The following is a 17,968-nucleotide window of genomic DNA, read 5'->3' as shown; positions in this document are numbered from 1 at the left end:
CCGGCCGCCCGCTCGGCGGGAGAACCCGGCGACCGCACTCCATGAGAGCCCCGGCGGCGGAGGCTCTCCGCTCCTGGCGAAGGACACGACGGCGAGCCAGGCGCCGCAGCACACCTTCGCGGGACGTACCTTGAACTGCACGGGTTGTTGTATCTGACCAGACCCAGGGAAGGTGTGAACGCCATGGAAGCCGCCACCGTGGAAGGCACCGTTGAGGAAGACGAACTCGTCCTGACCGACGACGACGAGATGCCCGCCGCCCTGGAGGCGAGTGTCGGAGCGAGCACCGACCCGGTCAAGGACTATCTCAAGCAGATCGGCAGGATCCCCCTGCTCAACGCCGAGCAGGAGGTCGAGCTCGCCAGACGCATCGAGGCCGGCCTGTTCGCCACCGAGCGGCTCAACGACAGCGATCTACTCCAGCCCGACGTGCGCGCGGAGCTCGAATGGCTCGCCGAGGACGGCCACCGGGCCAAGAACCATCTGCTGGAGGCGAACCTGCGCCTGGTGGTGTCGCTGGCCAAGCGCCACACCGGCCGGGGCATGCTGTTCCTGGACCTGATCCAGGAGGGCAATCTGGGTTTGATCCGCGCCGTGGAGAAGTTCGACTACACCAAGGGGTTCAAGTTCTCCACGTACGCCACTTGGTGGATCAAGCAGGCGATCACCCGGGCGCTCGCCGACCAGGCCCGCACCATCCGCATCCCCGTGCACATGGTCGAAGTGATCAACAAACTGGCGCGCGTGCACCGGCAGATGACGACGGACCTGGGCCGCGAGCCCACCCCCGAGGAACTGGCCGTGGAGCTGGAGATGACCCCGGAGCGGGTCGTCGAGGTCCAGGGCTACGGCCGAGAGCCGATCTCCCTGCACAGCCCGCTGGGCACCGAGGGCGACAGCGAGTTCGGCGACCTCATCGAGGACTCCGAGGCGATCACCCCCGAGGACGCGGTGGCCTCCGCGCTGCTCCAGGAGCAGTTGCACACGATCCTGGAGGCGCTGTCGGAGCGTGAGGCCGGGGTGGTGGCGATGCGGTTCGGGCTTGGCGACGGGCGGCCGAAGACCCTGGAGGAGATCGGCCGCGCCTACGGGGTGACCCGCGAGCGCATCCGGCAGATCGAGTCCAAGACCATGACGAAGCTGCGCCACCCCTCGCGCTCACGGGCCCTGCGCGACTATCTGACCTGACCGGCCACCGGAGCTCAGCCGCCCATGCGCGCGGCGAGGGCGGCGGCCGTCTAGCGCGCGGACCGCCTCCTCCGGCGCCGTGTACGAGGGGATGGAGCCCCGCTCGGGGGTGGCGCCGACCCGCAGTTCCCCGAGCATGCCGATCTTGCCCTCGAAGATGGCCAGCACCGGTTTGCCGCAGTCCCTGGAGGCTCGCAGCAGCTCGGCGCCGACCTCTTCGGCGTTGCCCGGGATGGGCGGCATGTAGATCGCGACCACCGCGTCCACGTCCGGGAGCACCGAGGCCAGGGCCGCGCCGAACTCGGCGGCGCCCGCCCGGGCACCGAGGTTGACCGGCGGTCTGGGCGCCAGGCCGACCCGCACGCAGGCGTCGGCCGCCAGCAGCGCCATCGCGTCGGAGTTGCCGACCAGGCCGACCCTGGGCCCGGCGGGCAACGGCTGGTAGGCCAGTAGCTGCGCCACGTCGAACTGCTGGATCAGGTCGTCCACCCTGATCACTCCCGCCTGCTCGAACAGCGCGCTGAGCGCGGTGTCCGGCAGGCCGAGCACGGGCGCGGCGTGACCGGTGGGCACGCCCTGGGTGGTGCCGCCGCTCTTGACGACCACGATCGGCTTGCGGCGCGAGATACGCCGCGCGAGGCGGGCGAACTTGCGGGGGTTTCCCAGCGACTCCAGATAGAGCAGGATCACGTCGGTCTGCGGATCCTCCTCCCAGTACTGGAGCAGGTCGTTGCCCGACACGTCGGCGCGGTTACCCGCGGAGACGAACGAGGAGATGCCCATGCCCCGCTGGGCCACCCGCTGTAGCAGCGCGGTGCCCAGGGCTCCGGACTGGCTGAAGAAGCCGACCCTGCCGCGCTCGGGGAGGGTGGCGGCGAGCGTGGCGTTCAGGCGTACCGATGGGTCGGTATTGGCGACGCCGAGGCAGTTGGGGCCGACGACCCGCAGGCCGTACGCGCGGGCGATGCGCACCATCTCGTCCTGCCTGGCCCGTCCCTCGGGGCCGGTCTCGCCGAATCCGGAGGAGACCACGATCAGCCCGCGCACCCCCTTCTCCGCGCACTCCTTGACCACGTCGATCACCCCGTCGGCGGGTACGGCGAGAACGGCGAGGTCCACCTCCCCGTCGATGTCCGTCACACTCGGGTAGGCCCGCACCCCCGCCACGGCCCGCGCCTCGCGGTGCACGGGGTAGACCGGACCGGTGAAGTCGGCGCCGAGCAGGTTGCGCAGCACGGTCTGGCCGACGCCGCCCGGCTCGCGGCCCGCTCCGACGACCGCCACCGAGCCCGGCGAGAGCAGGCGCTCGATCGAGCGGGACTCGGCGCGGTGCTCGCGGGAGGCGGTCACCTCCTGGGCGGTCTCGGTCGGGGTGAGATCGAGGGTCATCCGGACCACGCCGTCGGCGAAACTGCTCTGCGCGGTGTAGCCGACCTGCTTGAGGACCGCCATCATCTTCTGGTTGGCGGGCAGCACATCGGCGACGAAGCGGGCGATCCCCCGCTCCCTGGCGGTGGCGGCCAGGTGTTCGAGGAGCACCGAGGCGACCCCCCGGCCCTGGTGGGCGTCCTCGACCAGGAAGGCGACCTCCGCCTCGCCGGGTTCGATCCGGTCATAGCGGATGACCCCCACCATCTCAGTGCCGATCGTGGCGATCAACGCCACGCGGTCCACGTAGTCGACGTTGGTGAACCAGGTGATCTCCCGATCCGACAGCCGCGGCCGGGGGCCGAAGAAGCGGAAGTAGATCGACTCGGCGGACAGCCGGCTGTAGAAGGAACGCAACCGGTCGGCGTCGGCGGGCCGAATCGGGCGCACGTGGGCGGTTCCGCCGTCCGACAGGACGACGTCCGCCTCCCAGTGAGCAGGGTACTGAGCAACCTCCACAGCCCCGAGAGTAGACGCGAATCTCACAAGATGGACCAGCGGCACGAATTCACGCAACGCTTGTGCATCGACTATGGTCCGGTGTCTGGTCAAGACCCCATACCCTGGCCGGAAGCTGTTAAGTTTTTCGCGGCTAGAGGTACGGCTTGAAGCACGGCCAGAGGCACGTCGGCATCGAAGGCAGCAAGGTGGTGACATCATGACGCGGGTGGTCGTGGTGGGCGATCTCATGACCGACGCGGTCGCGAGAGCTCGCTACCCGTTGGCGAGGGCCAGCGACACACCGGCGGTCGTCACCATGCACGGCGGTGGTTCAGGGGCCAACATCGCCTCCTGGCTCGCCGTCGAGGGCACGGAGGTCGCCTTCATCGGGCGGCGCGGCGCCGACATCACCGGCCGTAACCGCGACATGGAGCTGATGGGCTACGGCGTCGACGCCCGCCTCGTCATGGATCCCGAGCGACCGACCGGCACCTGCGTCGTGCTCGTCACCCACAAGGGCGAGCGCACCATGCTGTCCGACCCCGGCGCGAACGCGGCCCTGTCCCCCGAGGATCTGCCCCGCGACCTGTTCTCCCAGGGCGGGCACCTGCACCTGTCCGGCTACACGCTGATCAACGAGGGTTCCCGCGACGCCGGTATGGCGGCGCTGGAGATGGCTCGTCGCTCCGGGATGTCCGTCTCGGTCGACTGCTCCTCCTCCGCTCCCCTGGAGCGCACCGGCGCCGAGCCCTTCCTGGAGTGGACGCAGAGCGCCAAGCTGCTGTTCGCCAACACCGACCAGGCGAAGGTCCTCACCGGCCGCGACGATCCCGCCGCCGCCGCCAAGGTCCTCACCGCCTGGTTCCCGCAGGTCGTCGTCAAGCTCCGCGACGAGGGCGCGCTCTGGTACGGCAACAACCGCCCCGACCCGATCAAGGTCCCCGCCGGGACCGTGGAGCGCGTGGTCGACGGCACCGGCGCCGGTGACGCCTTCACCGCGGGCTTCCTGCCGGCCTGGCTCGGTGGCAAGCCCCCGGCCGAGGCCCTGGCCTCCGGCTGCCACCTGGCCTCCCGGGCCATCTCGCACCTGGGCGCCCGCCCCCGCCTCTAGCGGGGATCCGCCTGGCCGGGCAGACCCGATTCGGCGGTCTTCTCCCACATGGCCCCGGCCGCCGAGTAGCTCTGCGACAGGCCGCGGTCGCGGTTCGTGATCGTCACGAGTCGGTCATGCCGGCCGATGGCGGGGCTCCGTGGTTCGACGGTGTTGCCGATCTCGGGGCCGGTTGGACGAGGGAGCACGCTGGTATGCCGGGAGTGGGAACCGGAAGAGCCGATCGCGGCGTGGACCCCGCCGGAAGATGACTGAGAGCCGGGGTCGGGCAGGGCCGGCTTCAGCCTGTCCGGCTCTTTCCCGGCACCGGTCGCAGGAGAGACACAGTGCGGGGACGGAGAGCGTCCCACTTTTGGCTGAGCCGAAATCCGCCGCACGAGTGACGAGGCGGAGCCGGGTTTCCGGCGACCATGGGACGACGTCGCGAACCATTCTTCGCCGGGGGGCAGTGTGCGGGGTAGTGAAGCAGGGTGCTCGGAGAGCGGGATCGAGAAATTGCTTCACAGACGACCAGACGGCGAACGGAGCGTCGAGTTCCGGGTTCTGGGGCCCTTCGAGGTCTATGCCGCTGAGGCCCCTGTCGGCTCCGGCGGTCCGCGGCAGCGAGCCGTCCTGGCCCGGTTGGTGGCCGCGGCGGGTACGGTCGTCTCCACGGACACCCTGATCGACGATCTGTATCACGGCGCGCCGCCGGTGAACGCGCTGGCCTCGATCCATGTCCACGTGTCGAACCTGCGCCGGGCGATCGAGCCGGACCGGGCTCCGCGCACCCCGCCGCGGCTCCTGGTCGCCCGGCGGCCCGGCTACCTGCTCGCCACGGCGAACGTCGACGCGCTGCGCTTCGCCAGGCTCGTCTCCGACGCGGAACAGCGCCCGCCCGCGGAGTCGCTCGTCCTCCTGGAGGAGGCGCTGCGGTTGTGGCGCGGCCTGCCCTACGGTGAGTTCGCCGACGAGCTGTGGGCGATCGCCGAGGTGAACCGCCTGTGTGAGCTGCGCCTGGCCGCGATCGAGCGCCGAGCCCAGGCGTTGCTGGATCTCGGCCGTCCGCAGGCGGTGATCCACGAACTGGAGTCCGAGATCGGGGAACATCCGCTTCGCGAGCGGCTGTGGTGGTTGCTCGCCCTGGCCCGCTATCGCAGCGGGCGGCAGGCCGACGCGCTGGCCACGTTGCGCCGGGCGCGGAAGGTCGTCGCCGAGCAGCTCGGCCTCGATCCGGGCCCCGAGCTGCAGGCGCTGGAGAAGGACATCCTCCAGCAGTCGCGGTCGCTCACCTTCCCGCCCGAGCCCGCCTCGCTGTCGCATCCCCCCTCGTCCCCCGTGGCCACCGAGATCCTCCCACCGGGGTCGGCCCACGGGCATCTGATCGGGCGGGATCGGCAGCTCGCGACGTTGACGGCCCTCCCGGTCCTGATGGACCGCAACGGCGTGGTGACCGCCGCGATCAGCGGCGAGCCCGGTATCGGCAAGACCCGGCTGTTGCAGGCGTTCCGCGACGACTGCGCCGATCTCGGTTATCTAGTGCTGTGGGGGCGCTGCCACGAGGGGGAGGGGGTGCCGCCGCTGTGGCCGTGGCTGCAGGTGCTGCGCGCGCTGGCCGAGTCCGTCCCGCCGCCGGATCGCCAGGCGCTGGCGGGGCTGCTGGGCGATGAGCGGCTCACCGGCGCGCCCGGGACAGCGTCGCGCCATCGCAACCAGCTCATCGCGCAGTGGCTCATCGAGGCCGCGCGGCTCCGGCCTCTGGTGATCATCCTGGACGACCTGCACTGGGCCGACTCCGCCACGCTCGAACTGCTCCGGAACGTCGTCGTGCTGTCCGGGGCGCAGGCCAGGAACGTCTCCCTGACCCTGGTCACCGCGTTCCGCGAAGCGGCGTACCGTGACCTGACGGGGCACCCCGGCACCTCCCCGAGCGGCGCCTTCAAGCTCTCGGTGGACGAGGTCCTCTACCATCTCGCCCGTTACGATCTGGTGCGCATCCGGCTGAGCGGCCTGACCACCACCGAGGTTCAGGCCCTCGCCGAGGAGATGGGCGGCAAGATGGACGGCTCCGCGGCCGAGAGGCTGGCCGAGCGGACCGGCGGCAACCCGTTCTTCGTCTGCGAGAGCGCCCGCCTGCTGGCCCAGGGCCAGGGCCTGGACATCGTGCCGGACGCGGTGGCCGATCTGATCAGGCAACGGCTGGCCATGCTCGGGCCGCAGAGCACCGAGGTGCTCGGCATCGCCGCGGTGATCGGCAGGAGCTTCGACCCCGGCCTGGTCGCGGAGGTGTGCCAGGCGTCGGAGCCGGGCGCGACGTACACCTATGGTCTGCTGGACCGGGCGGCGCGGGCCGGCCTCATCGTCACCGGCGACGGGTGCATGACATTCGTCCACGATCTGGTCAGAGAGACCCTGATCCGCGACGTCCAGCCGTTGCGGAAGGCGATGATCCATCGGGAGGTGATGGCCGCGCTGTCGGCCAAGCCGAGCGCCGAGGTGACGACCATCGCCTACCACGCGGTGGAGGCGGGCCCGGCGGCGTACCGGGAGACGGCGCACTGGGCCCGCGCGGTGGCCCGGCAAGCGAGTTCCCGCGCGGCCTACGAGGAGGCCGCCGCCTGGTGGGGCCGGGCCGTCGCCGCGCACGGAGCCTGCGGCGGCGACCCCGCCGAGCACGTGGAGCTCCTGCTGCAGCAGGTGCGCGCCCTGCTGGAGGCGGGAGACGCGATGGGCGCCCGCCAGGTCCGCGCGCAGGCCCTGCGGGTCGCCGGCCGCGCCGGAGCGGGCCCCGCGCTGACCGCCCGCGCCCTCACCGCGCTGGACGCCCCGGCCATCTGGACGCTGCGCAACCCGTATGAGCCGGTGGAACTGCAGCTGGTGGAGCAGTTCGAGCACACCTTGCGCCTGCTGCCCGAGACCGACAGCGCCGAGCGGACGCTGCTGCTGGGCGGCCTGGCCCAGGAACTGTACGACGGCGGCGCCGACGACACCCGCTGCCTCTCCCTGTCGGCCGAAGCGGTCGCGATGGCGCGCCGGATCGGTGACGCGCACCTGCTCATGCGGGCGCTCAACGCCCGCTCGCTGTCCGTGCCGCAGGTGACCTGCATCGGCGAGCTCATGGAGATCACCGATGAGCTGCACGGGCTCGCGCTGGACACCGGGACGCCGGGATTCGAACTGCTCGCTCACATGATGGACACCCACTACAAGCTGGAGATATCCGATCTGCAGGGGGCGGACCGGGCCGCCGCCCGCTGCGACGTCATGTTGGATCACCTGCAACTCCCCTGGCCGCGGTTCCAGCACACCATGTGGCGGGCCAACCGGCTGGCCCTGGCCGGCCGGTTCGACGAGGCCGCCGCCCGCTACGACGATGCCGAACGCCAGACCCAGCGGCTCGGCATGTGGTACGCGGGCGCGGTCGTGGCCAACGGCCGCCTCATGCTGTGCTATCAGCGCGGCGCCATCGCCGAGGCCGGACCGCTGATCGACCAGATCGCCGGTATCCATCCCAGCGTGGACCACGACGCCCGGGTGCTGGAACTGTGCGCCCAGGGCCGCCTGGACGAGGCCCGGGCCCTGGCCCGGGAAGGGTGGCCGACCCCGCCGATGGACTGGTCGTGGCTGACCATGACCTGCTTACAGGGCGCGGCCCAGGCCGCCGTCGGCGACCTGCCGGCATGCCGGGCGACCTGGAGGAGACTGCTGCCCTACGCCGGGCGGATCTCGGGCGGATCCGCGGTGGCCTGCATCGGTCCCGTCGACCACTTCCTGGACCTGCTCGCCACCGCCCTCGGCGAGCCCCCCCCGGCCCCCGGACGCCCGGCACCGCCGTAGCCGCCGCAGTAACCACCGCCGGGGCCGCATCCGCCGGACAGCGGGGCCGGGCGGGCCTCGGGCTCACGCGGGCTGCGCGGCCGGCCACGGCGGGCGGCGGTCGATGCGCGTGAGCACCTCCGGGAAAATCCCCCAGGACATGACGGTCTGCACCGGAGACGCCGAACCACGTTCACTCACGACGCCGAATCTCCATTCGTGTTCTCCGGCAGGGTCCGATGTCGAGCCATCGGTGCGAAATGACTGCCCGGAGCTCGCCCGTGACCGGTTCCGCTGGTGATCCTCCGGACGCGGACCAGCCTGCCAGCGGCGCCTAATGGCGGCCTTAAGGTCTCCACGCCCGCAGGCCGGCCCGTGCCGGGGTGCGTATTAAGAGCGGCTAAGTGGCCCGTAAGAACCTCCCGGTTATCGTCGGCATCGTCAGGAGTACACGTCGGCAACTCCCCGGCCCCAAGAGGAGAGCTCGTTGAGCACCGAGTTGGACGAGTACGAAGCGGCACTCCAGGAAAGCCGCCAGGGACTCACGGCCGATCCGGCCACAGCCCCGCCGTTCTCCGCCGGTTGCGAGGGCCGGCCTTTCGCACAGTGGATGCTGCGGTACAACGCACACGGCACTCACCTGACGCATGACGTCGAGCGCTGGATCGCCGGCGCAGTGCCGCCGGTGAACGCAGCCGTGTGAGCGCGCGATCACACCGCCAAGCTGCGGGTTCGCAAACAGCCCGCGTCCCGCTGTGACGCCTCCGACGCCGTGAAGGGCCTCCGCTTCTTCACGGTGCATCTCGGCTCCGCCACCCCCTGAGAAAGGGCTGGGAAGCTGAGCACGCCACTCGTTTTCAGTCCGGAATTCTTTGAACGGCGCATCGCGCAGTGGCATACGACCATGCGGTCGACAACGGATTCCCTCCTCGACGCCGTATCGGCGAAGGAGCCGGTGGACCTCCTGGACTTGATCCCTGACCGCGCGCCCACGGATTCCGCCGGCCTCGCCGGCGGACATCGAGACCCCCGCATCACCGGCGGAGGTCTTTCCCCAACGGAAGGAAATTCACGATGGAACTCGACATCCAGGCTCTGGACATGCTCCCCGCCCAGGCGGAGAGCCCCCTTATGCCGTGCCTCGGCATCACCTGCCTCAAGTGGAGCTGCCTCACCGACATCACCACCATCACGACCGGCCTCTAACCCGCGACGATCCGCGTCGGCGGATCAGCACGGATTCCCGCGAACCGTTTTCTGAAGGAGATCCACAATGGGGCTCGACGTCCAGGCTCTGGACAGGCTCCCCGCCCAGACGGAGAGCCCCCTTTACCCGTGCGACATCACCTGCCGGAGCTACCGTTCCTGCGCCACGTTCACCTGCGGGTCCACCGACCACTGAGGCTCCGTGTGACCAACCGGCCGAGGGGCGTGTTCCCACCAGGCGGGCGCGCGTGCAACGGAGACGGCTCGGCCGGCGCGGAATGAACGCTCCGCCTGCGGTGCGGCCCGCGCCTTCACCGCAGGCTTCATCCCGACCTCAGTCGGCCGCCCGCGTGCAGCACGCCCATTCGCAGCCATCTCCAAAAGCGACCGGCCCCGACCTGAGCGGGCAGCCTCATGGCGAAGATCCGGCCTGACGGATTTCACAACCCCTACCAGGCGTACGGCCTGCGCCTGCCCGAGGACCTGACCGGCGTCACCTTGCGCCGGCTGTGGCGACGGCGCAGGGCACGGCTGAAGGCGGCCGGGCTGGGAGCCTTCTCCCGATCCGGCAGGCCGGGACGGGCGGTGACCGCCCTTCGGATCGCCGAGCCCCGGCCTCAGCCTGTATCCCCGGCCGGGAGGGCTGATCTCCGAACCGCGAGCCGCACCGTCCGGCGCTCTCCTAGCTGGTGACCGCCAGGGCGAGGGGCAGCACGGCGGGAGCTCCGGCGTGGCGGAGCATGGCGGCTCCCAGGGTCATCGTCCAGCCCGTGTCGATCTGGTCGTCGACCAGCAGGAGCGGTCCCTGGGCCGAGGCGACGGCCGTGCCCAGGGCGGAGGGCATGGCGAGGGTGCCCCGGATCGCCTGGACCCGCTGCGCGCTGTTGAACTGCCGTCCCGGCGGGCCCGACCGGTAGCCGAGATCGCCCAGATAGGACAGGCGCCCCACCTGGGCCAGCCGCTCGGCCAGGCTGCGGACGAGCTGTGGGCGGCTGCTCGAGGGCACCGCGACCACGCCGACCGGGCGCTGCGCCCACTCCCAGGACGACAGCACCTTGACCACGGCGGCGAAGACGTCGTCGGGGATCGGCCCGTCGGAGGCGCCGCCGGCCAGCAGGCCGCGCAGGCGATTGCCCCAGCCGATGTCGGTGAGCCTGCCCAGCACCCGCCCCGGCTCGGCGCCCAGTTCCGGCCTGATCCGGCCCTTGAGATCGGTCAGCCCCGTCGGCCACTGCCTGCGCGCCTCGACCTCCACCCCAGGCCGGCGAAGCCGGTCGGCCGCCGAACGCACGGCCTGGGAGTCCACCTCGGGCGAGCGGTGCGCGCCGGTGCAGTTGTCGCAGCGCCCGCAGGGGGCAGCGGTGTCGTCGTCCAGGCGGCGGCGGAGGAACTCCTCACGGCAGCCGGTGGTGTCGAGGTAGTCGAGCATGGCCCGCTGCTCGGCCTCCCGCTCGGCGGCGACCCTGGCGTAGCGCGGGGCGTCGTACTCCCAGGGCTCGCCGGTGGACTCCCAGCCGCCCTTGACCCGGCGCACGGCGCCGTCGACGTCGAGGACCTTCAGCATGGTCTCCAGGCGGCTCCGGCTGAGATCCACCCGGTTCTCCAGGGCGGCCGTGGACATCACTCCGCCCTCCTCCAGCGCGGCCAGCACGGCCCGCACCACGGGCTCCGGCGGGAAGGCCAGCGAGGCGAAGTACGCCCAGATGTCGCGGTCCTCGGCGCCGGGCAGCAGGATCACCTCTGCCCGCTCGACCCCGCGGCCCGCCCTGCCGACCTGCTGGTAGTAGGCCACCGGGGACTGCGGGGCTCCGATGTGGATGACGAAGCCCAGGTCGGGCTTGTCGTAGCCCATGCCGAGCGCGGAGGTCGCGACCAGCGCCTTGATCTTGTTGTCCAGCAGCGCCTGCTCGGCGGCGAGCCGCTCGGCCTGTTCGGTCTGCCCGGAGTAGGCGACCACCTCGTGGCCCTGCTCGCGCAGGTAGGCGGCGATCTCCTGGGCGGCGGCCACGGTGAGCGTGTAGACGATGCCGGAACCGGGGAGCTCGTGCAGCGTGCTCGCGAGCCAGGCCAGGCGCTGCTCGGCGCCGTGCAGGCGCACGACCCCGAGATGGAGGCTGTCGCGCTCCAGCGCGCCGCGCAGCACCAACGTCTCCTCGCCCATCTGCTCGGCGACGTCGCGGGTGACCCTGGCGTTGGCCGTGGCGGTGGTCGCGAGGACCGGCACGCCCTCGGTGAGCTCCCCGAACAGCGTGCGCAGCCGCCGGTAGTCGGGACGGAAGTCGTGGCCCCAGTCGGAGATGCAGTGCGCCTCGTCGACCACGATCAGGCCCGCGCTCTCGGCCAGCTCGGGCAGCACCTGGTCGCGGAAGTCGGGGTTGTTGAGCCGCTCGGGGCTGACCAGCAGCACGTCGACCTCCCCCTCGGCGACCTGGTTGTAGACCCGCTCCCACTCCTCGGGGTTGGCCGAGTTGATCGTGACCGCGTTGATCCCGGCGCGCTCGGCGGCGGCGATCTGGTTGCGCATCAGGGCCAGCAGCGGGGACACGATGACGGTGGGCCCCTCACCCAGCTCGCGCAGGAGCGCGGTGGCGATGAAGTAGACGGCCGACTTGCCCCAGCCGGTGCGCTGCACCACGAGCACCCGGCGCCGGTCCATGACCAGTGCCCTGATGGCCGACCACTGGTCCTCGCGCAGCCGGGCGTGCTCCCCGGCGAGCGCCCGCAGCCGCCCCTCGGCCTCTTCTCGCAGCATCTGCTCTTCGCTCACCGGTCATTGGTACCAGGTCCAGCCGACTGTTTCACTCCGGACTCCGGCGGTGCCTTCCGCCCGGACGACGTCGCGCGATGATGGCCGAACCTTGACCGAACCGCCGGAGCCTCCTCGGCTCCACCCGCGGGCACCGGTAGGACAGTGGGATCACCAACCGGGCACACCAGGGAGAACCGCGCTCCACCCACATGCCGAACCTCAGCAGACTGCGCGCCGACACGGTGGCGGGGATCACCACTGCCTCCGTCGTCCTGCCCCAGGCGGTGGCCTACGCCACCATCGCCGGGCTGCCCGTGCAGGCGGGCCTGTACTGCGCGCTGGTCCCGATGATCACCTACGCGCTGCTCGGCACCTCACGCCCGCTGTCGGTCAGCACCACCTCCACCCTGTCCGCGCTGACGGCGGCCGCCCTCGCGGCGACGCCCCCGGGGATCGCGCCGCTGACGGCCGCCTCGACGCTGGCCGTGCTGACCGGGGTGATCCTGCTGACCGCGAGCGTCCTGCGGCTGGGATTCCTCGCCGACTTCATCTCCGACCCGGTGATGACCGGCCTGAAGAGCGGGATCGGCCTGACCATCGCGGCCGGCCAGCTCGGTACGGTGATCGGCGTCCACGCGGAGGGAACCAAGGTCTTCGACCGGCTGCTCTCCGCGGTCGGCAGGCTGGGTGAGGCCAACGTGCCGACGATGCTCGTGGCGGCCGGGGTGCTGGTGCTGCTCGTCGTGCTTCGGCGGGTGCCCCATGTGCCGGGCCCGCTGGTGGCGGTGACGATCGTCACGCTGATCAGCTTCCTGGCGCACCTGTCCTCGTACGGCGTGGCCACGGTCGGCAGGGTGCCCGGCGGCCTGCCGACCCCGCTCCTGCCCGACCTCGGCCTGGTAAGGACATTGGCGCCGATGGCCCTCGGCATGGCGCTGCTCGCCTTCGTGGAGTCGATCACCGCGGCGAGGATCTTCCGGCACCGGGACGACCCGCCGCTCGACGCCGACCGGGAACTGCTCGCACTCGGACTGGCGAACGCCGTGGGCGGGATCTTCCGTGCCTACCCGGCGACGGGTGGGATGACGCAGAGCGAGATGAACGACGCCTTCGGCGCCCGGAGCCAGCGGGCCGAGATCGTGACCGCGCTCTGCACCGCGGTGGTGCTGCTCCTCCTCACCCCGGCCCTGGCCCCGCTGCCCACCGCCGTCCTGGGCGGGATCGTGCTGACCATCGCGGCACGCCTGATCGACGTCCACGGGCTGGCGGCCACCCCCGGCCCCGGGCGGTGCTCCTCGACCTGACCGGCGTGCCCGGCATGGATCTCACCGCGGTGTCGGCGGCCAGGGAGTTCTACGGCCTGGTACGACAGCACGGCATCGACCTGTGGATCGCCCTCGACAGCCTCCAGCCCCTTGAGCTTCTCGGGCGTATGGCATCGGGGGGTGGCTGTCCGACCGGGGACGGTTGCACCCGGACGTGGAGGCCGCCGTCACGGCCTATCGCGCCCGCGGCTCCTAGGCCCCGCCCCTTGGATCCTTTGCCCATCGCGGTCAGGCGGCGCCTCACCGCGTTGCCGTCGGTCACCGCGGCGAGACACCACCTGACCGATCCTCGCCACGGTGAGATCCGCCAGGCAGGGCCGGCCTAGGCGTCCAGGTGTTCGGGGAAGGCGTTGATCGTCACCCGGTGCATGCGGCGGCGCTCGGTGTAGTCGGCGACCGCGTAGTGCTGGGTGCTCCGGTTGTCCCAGAAGGCCAGCGTGCCCGGCCGCCAGTTGAGCCGGACCTGGTATTCGGGAGAGCGGATGTGGTCGATCAGGTAGGGCAGCAACGCCTCGTTCTCCCGGTCGGACAACCCCACCAGCCGCGTGGTGGAGGAGCGGTTGACGAACAGCGCCTTGCGTCCGGTCTCGGCGTGCGTGCGCACCACGGGACGCTCGATCGGCGGCCATTTGGCCTGGACCTGCTCGAGGTCGAAGTCGTGCCCCTTGGAGATGGCCTTCTTCATCGAGGCCGTGATGTCGTGGATCGCGGTGAGCTCGTCACAGAGCCGCTGGATGGGCGGCGAGAGCGTCTCGTAGGCCAGATGGGCGTTGGCCCAGAGGGTGTCACCGCCGATGGAGGGCAGTTGCATGCAGCGCAGCAGCGAGCCCATCGGCGGGACCGGCTCGAAGGTGTTGTCGCTGTGCCACTCGTCGCCGCCCTCGCCCTTGGGGTCGGTCTGGTCGAGGACGTGGATGGCGGTGCCACCGTCCTTCTTGAAGGCGGGGTGGTTGATCGAGCCGAAATTCTCCGCGAAGCGGATGTGCTCTTCGTCACTGATGTGCTGGTCGCGGAAGAAGAGGACCTTGTGCTCCAGCCAGCCTCGCCGGATCTCCTGGGCCTCCCCCTCCGACAGTGGCTTGCGCAGGTCGACACCGCTCACCTCGGCGCCGATGTGCCTGGTCACGGGCTTGAACTCAATCATCTTCGGACGCCCCTCCATCGTGGCCGCACGGCATTCGCGAAGGTTAGGTCATCCTTACCCAGCCCTCTTTCCGAGCCTAGCCCGATCCACTAAAACAAGCAATTGCTTGGTAAAGAATACGCTCCGGACCGGTGCCCGTCGAGGGCGGACCCCGCCCACTGCGGGCCCCCTCGCGAGGAGGTCGCGCCGGGTCGGCGGGGAGCGAGGGAACTGGCAGGCTCCGCGCCATGGTTTGATGCATCCACTATGGACGTCACCACCTGGTATCTCGAACAGACCTCACGCTCGGACCTGCTGCCCGCCAAGTCGCCGTCGATCGAGGTCGACGTCGTACTCGCCGAGGTGCCCTCGCCCGAGTTCAGCCGGTTCCTCAGCACGGCCGTCGGCGGAGAATGGCACTGGACCAACCGGCTGCCGTGGACCTGGCTTGAATGGAGCGACTGGCTGGAGGGCGGCGTGGAGACGTGGGTGGCCTACCACCGCGGCACCCCCGCGGGCTACGTCGAGCTCGCCCCCCAGGACGACGCCACGGTCGAGATCACCTGCTTCGGCCTCCTGCCGTGGGCGATCGGCAGAGGCGTCGGCGGCCATTTGCTGGAGGTCGGCACCGCCAGGGCCTGGGACCTTGCCGACCGGCAGCCCGGCCGGGAGCCGACCCGGCGGGTGTGGGTGCACACCTGCTCCCTCGACAGCCCGGTGGCGCTCGCCAACTATCAGGCCCGCGGCTTCAGGATCTACGACACCAAACTGAACGTGCCCGACGACGAGTACGAGGGGGAGACCCCCGGCCCCTGGCCCGGGGCGGGCCCCAGGACCCGCGACACTCCCTGACACCCCGCCCGGAACGGCGGTAGCCCTCGGCGACAGGCCGGGGAAGGCCCGAAGGTGTCGGATGAGCTGGGTATGGTATCGAGTCTCGGTACCATACCGGCCCGAGGCTCCCAGGGGAGCCGGTGCAGGCGGTTCGACCACGAAGACAGAAGGAGGATGCGCCTCCCCCTCGGCCTGACGGCCGGGGCGCGCGCGCAGGAAATCAGATGGCTCGACGGACGACCACACCCCCGACCGACGAGGGCTTCGAGGAGCGGATCGTCGACATCGACGTTTCCACCGAGATGCGCACCAGCTTCCTCGAATACGCATACTCGGTCATCTATCAGCGTGCGCTGCCGGACGCCAGGGACGGCCTCAAACCGGTCCAGCGCCGCATCCTCTACTCGATGAGCGAGATGGGCCTCCGGCCCGACCGGGGCCACGTCAAGTCCTCGCGCGTCGTCGGCGACGTGATGGGCAAGCTCCACCCGCACGGCGACACCGCCATCTACGACGCGCTGGTCCGGATGGCCCAGCCGTTCTCGATGCGCCTGCCGCTCATCGACGGGCACGGCAACTTCGGCTCCCCCGACGACATGCCCGCCGCGATGCGCTACACCGAGGCCCGGCTGGCCTCGGCGGCCATGGCCGTGGTCCAGTCGATCGACGAGGACACCGTCGACTTCAAACCCAACTACGACGGCCAGGAGACCGAGCCCACGGTCATGCCGTCGGCCTTCCCCAACCTGCTGGTCAACGGGGCCACCGGCATCGCGGTCGGGATGGCCACCAACATGGCGCCGCACAACCTCGTCGAGGTCGTCGCCGCCGCCCGCCACCTGATCAAGAAGCCGGAGGCGACGCTCGACGACCTGATGCGGTTCGTCCCCGGCCCCGACCTGCCCACCGGCGGCACGGTCATCGGCCTCGACGGCATCCGCGACGCGTACGCCAAGGGCCGCGGCACCTTCCGGATGCGCGCCAAGTGCGCCATCGAGCAGGTCAGCCCCCGCCGCAAGGGCATCGTCGTCACCGAACTGCCCTTCAACGTCGGTCCCGAGCGCGTGGTCACCAAGATCAGGGAGCTGGTCACCGCCAAGAAGCTCCAGGGCATCTCCGACCTCAAGGACCTCAGCGACCGGCACAAGGGCCTCCGCCTGGTCATCGAGATCAAGAACGGCTTCATCCCCGAGGCCGTGCTGGAGGAGCTCTATCGGCTCACCCCGATGGAGGAGACCTTCGGCATCAACAACGTCGCGCTGGTCGACGGCGAGCCGCGCACGCTGGGCCTGCGCGAGCTGCTCCAGGTCTACGTCGACCACCGTATCGACGTGGTCCGCCGCCGTTCGCTGTACCGCAGGCGCAGGCGCGAGGAGCGGCTGCACCTCGTCGAGGGCCTCATCGTCGCCCTGCTCAACATCGACGAGGTGATCCGGGTCATCCGTTCCTCCGATGACTCCGCCCAGGCCCGCGAGCGCCTGACGCAGGCATTCCAGCTGTCGGAGATCCAGGCCAACTACATCCTCGACACCCCGCTGCGCCGCCTGACCCGCTACGACAAGCTGGAGCTCGACCGCGAGAGCCAGACGCTGCGTGACGAGATCGCCGAGCTGACCGCGATCCTGTCCTCCGACGACAGGCTCCGCAAGGTCGTCTCCGACGAGCTCGCCCAGATCTCCAAGACCTTCGGCACCCCGCGCCGCACGGTGCTGCTGGAGTCCTCGGGGGTGGCGAGGAACGTCTCGGTCCCCCTGGAGGTCGCCGACGACCCCTGCCTGGTGCTGTTCTCGTCCACCGGACTGCTGGCCCGCACGGCCGACGCCTCGCCACTGGCCGGCGACGGTGACCGCTCGGCCCACGACGTACTGGTCTCCGCGGTGCGGAGCACGGTCAGGGGCGAGGTGGGCGTGGTCACCAACCAGGGGCGGATGATCCGGGTCCAGGTGGTCGACCTGCCCACGCTGCCCCGCTCGGCCAACCCGCCGTCGCTGTCCGGAGGCCATCCGGTCACCGAATACGTCACCTTCAACCCGGGTGAGACCGTCGTCGGCGTCGGCTCGCTCGACCCCGACGGGCCCGGCCTGGCACTGGGCACCGCGCAGGGAGTGGTCAAACGGGTCGTCCCCGACTACCCGGCCAACCGCGACGACTTCGAGGTCATCGGCCTCAAGGACGGCGACACCGTGGTGGGCGCGGTGGAACTGACGAGCGAGGACCACGACCTGGTCTTCATCACCTCTGAGGCCCAGCTGCTGCGCTACCCCGCCTCCGCGGTCCGCCCGCAGGGCCGCCCGGCGGGCGGCATGGCCGGCGTGCGGCTGGACGGAGACGCCGTGGTGATCTGGTTCGGCGCGGTCGACCCCTCCCGCGAGTCGCAGGTCGTGACGATCGCCGGCTCCTCGACCGCACTGCCGGGCACCCAGATCGGTGGCGCCAAGATCTCCGACTTCGCCGAATACCCGCCAAAGGGCCGCGGCACCGGCGGTGTCCGCGTCCAGCGGTTCCTCAAGGGCGAGGACGTCCTGCTGCTCGCCTGGGCGGGCCCCGGCCCGGCCCGCGCGGTCTCGGCCGTCGGCAAGCCCGTGCCGCTCCCCGAGGAGCTGGGCCGCCGCGACGGCTCCGGGGTCCGGCTCACCCACACGGTGTCGGCCGTGGGCGGCTCTCTGTGCGCCGAGGACGGCCGACAGGACCAGGGGGCGGCCACCTCCCCGGAATGATCCTCATCCCCCGTCAGGACCCCGAGGAGCCCCCGTCAGGACGACGGGGGC

The 17,968-nt window shown here is 70.9% G+C and carries 10 protein-coding genes and 2 pseudogenes; 9 read left to right on the top strand and 3 right to left on the bottom strand.

All coding sequences use genetic code 11. From position 1 onward, the window contains the following. Positions 1–213 precede the first annotated feature (213 nt). Positions 214–1,188 (top strand): annotated as a pseudogene (locus ABZ260_RS25750) (RNA polymerase sigma factor); the annotation flags it as partial. Positions 1,189–1,239: 51 nt separating this feature from the next. Here ABZ260_RS25750 and ABZ260_RS25745 read toward each other — a convergent pair. Further along, a pseudogene (locus ABZ260_RS25745) lies at positions 1,240–3,102 on the bottom strand (GNAT family N-acetyltransferase); the annotation flags it as partial. A 172-nt stretch (positions 3,103–3,274) separates the two neighbouring features. Here ABZ260_RS25745 and ABZ260_RS25740 point away from each other — a divergent pair. The 5 genes from ABZ260_RS25740 to ABZ260_RS25720 all read left to right on the top strand — a co-directional run bounded on the left by ABZ260_RS25740 (position 3,275) and on the right by ABZ260_RS25720 (position 9,365). Next, positions 3,275–4,168: a sugar kinase gene (locus tag ABZ260_RS25740; protein WP_350925798.1), complete on the top strand. Its 894-nt coding sequence runs from the start codon at positions 3,275–3,277 to the stop codon at positions 4,166–4,168. Positions 4,169–4,663: 495 nt separating this feature from the next. Then, entirely contained in the window at positions 4,664–7,984 is a 3,321-nt protein-coding gene (locus ABZ260_RS25735) for a BTAD domain-containing putative transcriptional regulator (protein ID WP_355622467.1), read from the top strand. Between the two features lie 466 nt (positions 7,985–8,450). After that, positions 8,451–8,666 carry a hypothetical protein gene (locus ABZ260_RS25730; protein WP_355622464.1) on the top strand — a complete coding sequence of 72 codons (216 nt, stop codon included), beginning with the start codon at positions 8,451–8,453 and terminating at the stop codon, positions 8,664–8,666. Between the two features lie 371 nt (positions 8,667–9,037). Further along, complete coding sequence (locus ABZ260_RS25725; RefSeq protein ID WP_355622461.1) at positions 9,038–9,169, top strand: ALQxL family class IV lanthipeptide; 132 nt, start codon at positions 9,038–9,040, stop codon at positions 9,167–9,169. A 67-nt stretch (positions 9,170–9,236) separates the two neighbouring features. Continuing rightward, positions 9,237–9,365, top strand: a complete 129-nt coding sequence (locus ABZ260_RS25720; protein ID WP_355622458.1) for a hypothetical protein — start codon at positions 9,237–9,239, stop codon at positions 9,363–9,365. A 486-nt stretch (positions 9,366–9,851) separates the two neighbouring features. On the opposite strand, the gene ABZ260_RS25715 is transcribed toward ABZ260_RS25720, so the two are convergent. Beyond that, positions 9,852–11,921 carry a RecQ family ATP-dependent DNA helicase gene (locus tag ABZ260_RS25715; protein ID WP_355622470.1) on the bottom strand — a complete coding sequence of 690 codons (2,070 nt, stop codon included), beginning with the start codon at positions 11,919–11,921 and terminating at the stop codon, positions 9,852–9,854. Positions 11,922–12,127: 206 nt separating this feature from the next. On the opposite strand from ABZ260_RS25715, the gene ABZ260_RS25710 reads away from it, so the two are divergent. Then, entirely contained in the window at positions 12,128–13,222 is a 1,095-nt protein-coding gene (locus tag ABZ260_RS25710; RefSeq protein ID WP_355622455.1) for a SulP family inorganic anion transporter, read from the top strand. Between the two features lie 343 nt (positions 13,223–13,565). On the opposite strand, the gene ABZ260_RS25705 is transcribed toward ABZ260_RS25710, so the two are convergent. After that, positions 13,566–14,387, bottom strand: coding sequence for a TauD/TfdA family dioxygenase (locus ABZ260_RS25705; RefSeq protein WP_355622452.1), 822 nt, complete (start codon positions 14,385–14,387; stop codon positions 13,566–13,568). Positions 14,388–14,633: 246 nt separating this feature from the next. Between ABZ260_RS25705 and ABZ260_RS25700 the strand changes: the two genes are divergently transcribed. Both ABZ260_RS25700 and ABZ260_RS25695 read left to right on the top strand, forming a co-directional pair. Next, a complete protein-coding gene (locus ABZ260_RS25700; protein ID WP_355622449.1) occupies positions 14,634–15,218 on the top strand; it encodes a GNAT family N-acetyltransferase in 585 nt (194 codons plus the stop codon). Between the two features lie 206 nt (positions 15,219–15,424). Then, positions 15,425–17,917, top strand: coding sequence for a DNA topoisomerase IV subunit A (locus ABZ260_RS25695; RefSeq protein ID WP_355622446.1), 2,493 nt, complete (start codon positions 15,425–15,427; stop codon positions 17,915–17,917). Positions 17,918–17,968 lie beyond the last annotated feature (51 nt).

This window comes from Streptosporangium sp. NPDC006013, assembly GCF_040614275.1.
Classification (GTDB): Bacteria; Actinomycetota; Actinomycetes; order Streptosporangiales; family Streptosporangiaceae; genus Streptosporangium.
This window is presented reverse-complemented; position numbering and strand designations above follow the sequence as displayed.

Bases quoted from the DNA above. Each gene is read 5' to 3' on its own strand.
- ABZ260_RS25710 (WP_355622455.1), top strand. From the start codon at position 12,128: ATGCCGAACCTCAGCAGACTGCGCGCCGACACGGTGGCGGGGATCACC.
- ABZ260_RS25720 (WP_355622458.1), top strand. From the start codon at position 9,237: ATGGGGCTCGACGTCCAGGCTCTGGACAGGCTCCCCGCCCAGACGGAG.
- ABZ260_RS25700 (WP_355622449.1), top strand. From the start codon at position 14,634: ATGGACGTCACCACCTGGTATCTCGAACAGACCTCACGCTCGGACCTG.
- ABZ260_RS25725 (WP_355622461.1), top strand. From the start codon at position 9,038: ATGGAACTCGACATCCAGGCTCTGGACATGCTCCCCGCCCAGGCGGAG.
- ABZ260_RS25705 (WP_355622452.1), bottom strand. From the start codon at position 14,387: ATGATTGAGTTCAAGCCCGTGACCAGGCACATCGGCGCCGAGGTGAGC.
- ABZ260_RS25740 (WP_350925798.1), top strand. From the start codon at position 3,275: ATGACGCGGGTGGTCGTGGTGGGCGATCTCATGACCGACGCGGTCGCG.
- ABZ260_RS25695 (WP_355622446.1), top strand. From the start codon at position 15,425: ATGGCTCGACGGACGACCACACCCCCGACCGACGAGGGCTTCGAGGAG.
- ABZ260_RS25715 (WP_355622470.1), bottom strand. From the start codon at position 11,921: ATGCTGCGAGAAGAGGCCGAGGGGCGGCTGCGGGCGCTCGCCGGGGAG.